This is a genomic window from Psittacicella hinzii, from assembly GCF_003585935.1.
Taxonomy (GTDB): domain Bacteria; phylum Pseudomonadota; class Gammaproteobacteria; order Enterobacterales; family Psittacicellaceae; genus Psittacicella; species Psittacicella hinzii.
This window is the reverse complement of the sequence record NZ_NRJG01000179.1, coordinates 1-5,690: the sequence shown is the minus strand read 5'-3', so window position 1 is coordinate 5,690 and position 5,690 is coordinate 1. Positions and strand designations below refer to the sequence as shown.

Here is a 5,690-nt window from a genome sequence, read left to right as displayed (position 1 = left end):
TTCTTAGATTACTAAGTACTAACTTGTAGATAAAAAACTTAGGGATTTTGTAGGAAATAAGTCAGTTAAAGCTTTAGTGTGTTATAATTAAGCTAACTCTACATGTTAGCGTTAACATTTAAAGTACATAGGAAATTTTATAATGAGAAGAGCGGTTGTAACTGGAATCGGCATTATTTCTTGTATTGGAAATAATAAAGAGGAAGTTTTAAATAGCTTACGAGAAGGAAAATCTGGCATTGTACATATGCCTGAATTTGCTGAAGTGGGTATGAGAAGTCATGTTGCTGGTAAAGTGCAAAACTTCGATGCTAATGATTTCATTGACCGCAAGCAATTACGTTTTATGTCTGAAAGCAGTCAATATGCTTTTGTTGCAATGCAACAAGCTATTGCAGACGCTAATCTTTCTGAAGATATTATTTCAAACGAAAGAACAGGTTTAATCGTAGGTGCTGGTGGCGGTTCACCTGCTGCTCAAGTTGCTGCTTATAATGCTGCTAAATCTCCACGCGGTATTAAAACCATTGGACCTTACGCAGTAACAAAAACTATGAGTTCTGGAGTTTCTGCATGTTTATCTACTTTCTTTAAAATTAAAGGGTTAAACTATACAATTTCTTCAGCTTGCTCTACTTCAGCTCACTGTATTGGTAATGCAGTGGAACAAATCCAATTAGGCAAGCAAGATGTAGTATTTGCTGGTGGTGGTGAAGAACTATCATGGGAAATGTCATCTATGTTTGACGCTATGGGTGCTCTTTCTTCTAGCTACAATGAATCGCCGAATAAAGCTTCTAGAGCTTATGATCAAAACCGTGATGGTTTCGTTATTGCTGGCGGCAGCGCGATTCTAGTTATTGAAGAATTAGAACATGCATTAAAACGTAATGCAAAAATTTATGCCGAAGTTGTAGGTTATGGTGCTACTTCTGATGGCTATGATATGGTTGCTCCATCAGGTGAAGGTGCTGTACGTTGTATGCGCCAAGCTTTAGCAACTGTAAATGAACCAGTTGATTATATTAATGCTCATGGTACATCTACTCCAGTAGGTGACTTAAAAGAGCTTCAAGCTATTAGTGAAGTATTCCCTGGTAAGAGCCCAGCAGTTTCTTCAACTAAATCTTTAACCGGACATAGTTTAGGTGCTGCAGGTGCTCAAGAAGCTATCTATTCATTACTAATGCTTGATAATAATTTTATTGCAGCTTCAGCTAATATTGAACAATTAGATGAAAAAGTTCCAGCTGGCGTTGATGTAGTATTAACTCGTCGTGACCAACCAGTTAATGTTGTTATGTCAAATAGTTTCGGCTTTGGTGGTACTAATGCTAGTCTAGTGTTTAAACGTTTTAAACAATAGATAATAATTTCATTATAGGCAGTTAGCAATAACTGCCTTTCTTTTGTACTTTTGCCTACAGATTTCCAATAAAAGGATGATTATGTACAATCCAATTCTAGATATCGACTCCTATAAAGCCTCACATTTTAATCAGTACCCACCAGGTACACAAAATGTGTCAAGTTACATTGAATCAAGAGGTGGAAAATATTCACATACCATCTTTTTTGGTTTGCAAAGATTTTTATCTAAATACTTAAGTAAGCCGATCACTCAAGCTAATATTGACCAAGCTGAAAAATTTTTAGCAGCTCATGGCTTACCTTTTAATAAAGAAGGTTGGGAGTACATCCTGCACGAGCATCAAGGTTATCTACCTTTAAAAATTGAAGCTGTAGCTGAAGGTACACTTGTGCCAGCTTCTAATCCGATGGTACAAGTAACTAATACAGATGAAAAATGCTATTGGTTAACCAGTTACATCGAAACTGCACTTTTACGTGCAGTATGGTATCCAACTACAGTTGCAACCTTAAGTTTTAAAAACAAACAGAATATTTATCAATATTTTAGAGAAACTTCTGATTTAGCAGAAGAGGATCTATTAAATCAATTAAGCTTTAAACTGCACGATTTTGGTGCACGTGGAGCTTCATCAACCGAAACTTCGGAAATTGGTGGGTTAGCTCACTTAGTAAACTTCCAAGGTACTGACAGCATTCTTTCAATTCTTGAAGGACAAGAATATTATTCAGCTTGTATGATTGGTTATTCAATCCCAGCCGCTGAACATTCAACTGTCACTTCTTGGGGTAAAGAAAATGAGTATCAAGCTTATGAGCATATGATTGATCAATTTGTGGTTAAAGGTGGTATTCTAAGTTTAGTTTTAGATTCATATGACCTTAATAAAGCTTTAGATACTTTTATCGCTCGTCCAGATATTGTGGCAAAAATTAAAAATTCAGGTGGTACTTTAGTAGTGCGTCCTGATTCAGGTGATCCTGCAACGATTGTTCTGGAAGTAATTACTAAACTTGATAAGATTTTTGGTGCTAGCGTTAACAGTAAAGGTTACAAGGTACTACCACCATATATTCGCTTAATCCAAGGTGATGGAGTAAATACCAACTCTATTTTAAAAATCTGTCAAGTTTTAAAAGACAATGGTTATTCAATTGAAAATATAGCCTTTGGTATGGGTGCCGAGTTACAACAAAAAGTAAATCGTGACACCTGCCGCTTTGCAATGAAAGCGAGTGCAGTGAAAATCAATGGTGAATGGCATGACGCATTTAAACAACCTGCTACCGATAGTTCAAAAACTTCGAAAAAAGGTCGTTTAAAATTAGTAATTGTTGACGATCAATTAAAAACTGTACGTGAAGATGATCCTGAATATGAAGCATATGAAGATCAATTAAAAGTAGTTTTCCTTGACGGAAAAATTATTCGTACAACTAACTTTGCAACCATTCGTAAAAAAGCAGCTCAATATCTACATACTCCAGTAGAATATTACGCAGATAAATAACCAATAAAGGCAAGTGGAAACTTATAAAGGACATTTGCCTTTTTCCTTAAATAAATTATGCAATACAAAGGTACACTTTATATAGTTTCGACGCCGATAGGTAATTTACAAGACTTCACTCCTCGAGCCATTGAAACTCTACAGCAAGTAGATTTAATTTTGTGTGAAGACACTCGCCATAGTTCGCCGCTATTTCAGCAATTTGCGATTAAAAAACCTTTAATGGCATTTCATGATCATAATGAAAAGCAAACAGCAGCAAAAATTATAACTATGTTGCTCGAGGGACAAAATATTGCTTTAGTTTCGGATGCAGGTACACCTTTAATTTCTGATCCAGGTTATTATTTAACTAGTTTATGTCATGAACAGAATATTAAAGTAAGTCCTGTTCCTGGAGCAAGTGCTCTTATTGCAGCTCTCTCGGCCAGTGGTTTACCATCTGATACTTTTACTTTTTATGGTTTTTTACCTGCTAAAAGTAAACAACGTAAAGAAAAAATTAAACAAATTAAAGATAGTTCAGCAACGAGTATTTTCTACGAATCTACTCATCGCATTATTGAATCGATTACTGATTTAATTGAAGTGTTAGGTAATGAACGAGTAGTATGTATTGCGCGAGAGTTAACTAAGCAGTTTGAAACAATTAAAACAGCACAAGCGCAACAAATTCTTGCATACTTACAAGAAAATCATGATCATACACGTGGCGAGTTTGTTGTAATTGTTGCTCCTAATGAGCTGCAAGAGCAAGCAAGCTTTACCCCTGAAATCGCCGAGCTTTTACATGAACTTGCATTTTCTTTACCACCTAAAGAATTAGCAAAATCTATAGCACAAGCATTCAAACTAAATAAAACTGAAGTTTACAACTATCTAATCAACTATAAGAACCTACATGAATAATCAAGCAGAAGACAAAGATCTAAAAGCTGTTAAATTCTTTATTGGCTTAGACACTTTTGCAATCATTATGAAACACTGGCGCGTCTCGATTGTAATGTTCTTATTTATTACTATCGTTTACCAAATACAAGTGTCAGCTCCATATATAAGTAGTGAAAATATCAGATATTACTATTTGGAAATGATTGCAATCTCGTTAATCTTAGCTCTTGGGGTAACTATTTCGATTTTCTCGATTTTATATACTCAAAGAGAATTAACGCAAAACAATTATCAAGATAAACCAGCCTTAAATCCAATATTTAATCGCAGTCTCTGGCAAGCAACTAAACAAATGTTATTTTTAGGGACTTCGTTACTTGTTTATTGGTCTGGTTTTATCATTTACTATTTAAGTGATCAACTATTCTATTTTAATATTATTAGTAATAACACTGTATTTACTTATCTCCGTACAGTTGTCTTATGTATTTACGCTTTCTTCTTATTTCCATACGCTAGCTTACGCATTAATCGTTTAGTTAATGGTAAAGAAAATCGTAGTTATAAGAATTTTAGTATTTTCTTACTCGTAAACTCTCTAAGTATTATTTTGAGTTACTTACTTGGTTTAGTTATCGTGATTGCCTTTATTGCAACTATGGCTTTTATCTTCGATAAAGAGTTAATTGTTTACACGATAAACCAAGCCTTTGTACCAATTATCTTCTTATTGTACTTAGTAGCTTTACAAGCATTATTCCAGTTCAAATTTAATCAAAAAATAGCACTTTAACCACTACTATGAAGCCTTCTTTCTATGCTCCAAAGCGAGAAGTAAATACCTTATGGTTAGCTCTTAGATTTTTCGGTAACAACTGGTTATTTTTATCATGCATCTTTTTAATTGGTATTACTATTCAGTATAATTTCGAAAATTTAATTAGAGTTTTTCCTGCTTTAGTATTAGACCTCCAGACGGTTAAAATCGAAGAATTAACCGCCATGTCGTTTATTGAAAAGCTAACTGTGTATAACACTGGTTGGATTATTGCTAAAGCGATTGTTAATAGCTTAATCGTTGCAATTATCATTATTGCCATGAAAGAGTTAGCTCAATTGCTTGAAAGTCGCAACGACAATAAAGCTTTATATGAAATAACTGACCTTAAAGCTCATGTTAGTCTTGCAACAACCTTTAAGAGTTTTTTCATTTTATTATTTTCGTGGCAAGTATTAAAAATTTCACTGTTTGCGGTTTGGCGTTCACTACAGTTTGTCCTAGTTTTTATGGCTATTTCGTTTATTGTAAGTGCAATTACCTATAATTTTGGTGATGCTGTAGTATCTATTCTTTATCTCTTATTTAGAATTTTTAATATAATGCTGCCAATTATAGTAACTACCTTAGCTATTTTTGAGCGTAAATCTTTTGCTGGTTACTTTATTGATTTTAAAAATCTCTTTACAGTACGAGCAGCTGATTTCTTTAACTCAATTGTCTTTGTCTCAATTGTGTTAGTAGTTACACCAATGTTAATGATCCTACTATATGCTTTAATGAGTATACTTGGTTCAAGTTTAAATATAACAAGCGTTACCGATTTTATAAATCAATTTGCTGCAGATTATATTACCGGCTTTTTAACAGATTTATATATCGTTGTTATCTTTATGGTAATCTACGTTTATAAAAGAAAAGCCAAGGAAAAATCTTAGTCTGACCTATTTTATATTTGAGATCGTTTAACTTTTTATCAAAACTTTGACATACTTATAGTCTTGAAACTAGTTTTTTTAAGCTGCTTGAATGCGCTAAAAAGCATATAAGTAACTTAAAATTTAGTAGGAAAATTCTATAAGACAAAAATCGCAATAAATGCGGGTAAATCTTAAGAAATCTTAAGATTTACCCGCATT

General features: G+C 33.6%; 5 protein-coding genes. All 5 read left to right on the top strand.

What is annotated here, in order from left to right; all coding sequences use genetic code 11:
* Positions 1-142: 142 nt before the first annotated feature.
* Complete coding sequence (gene fabB / locus CKF58_RS07825) at positions 143-1,366, top strand: beta-ketoacyl-ACP synthase I (protein WP_119532656.1); 1,224 nt, start codon at positions 143-145, stop codon at positions 1,364-1,366.
* Positions 1,367-1,448: 82 nt separating this feature from the next.
* Positions 1,449-2,882, top strand: a complete 1,434-nt coding sequence (locus CKF58_RS07820) for a nicotinate phosphoribosyltransferase (protein ID WP_119532654.1) — start codon at positions 1,449-1,451, stop codon at positions 2,880-2,882.
* 57 nt (positions 2,883-2,939) lie between these two features.
* Complete coding sequence (gene rsmI, locus CKF58_RS07815; RefSeq protein WP_119532652.1) at positions 2,940-3,791, top strand: 16S rRNA (cytidine(1402)-2'-O)-methyltransferase; 852 nt, start codon at positions 2,940-2,942, stop codon at positions 3,789-3,791.
* On the top strand, positions 3,784-4,566 hold the full coding sequence (locus CKF58_RS07810) for a hypothetical protein (protein WP_119532650.1): 783 nt from the start codon (positions 3,784-3,786) through the stop codon (positions 4,564-4,566). The genes rsmI and CKF58_RS07810 overlap by 8 nt, the downstream gene beginning before the upstream one ends.
* An 8-nt stretch (positions 4,567-4,574) precedes the next feature.
* On the top strand, positions 4,575-5,489 hold the full coding sequence (locus CKF58_RS07805; protein ID WP_119532648.1) for a hypothetical protein: 915 nt from the start codon (positions 4,575-4,577) through the stop codon (positions 5,487-5,489).
* Positions 5,490-5,690: the final 201 nt, after the last annotated feature.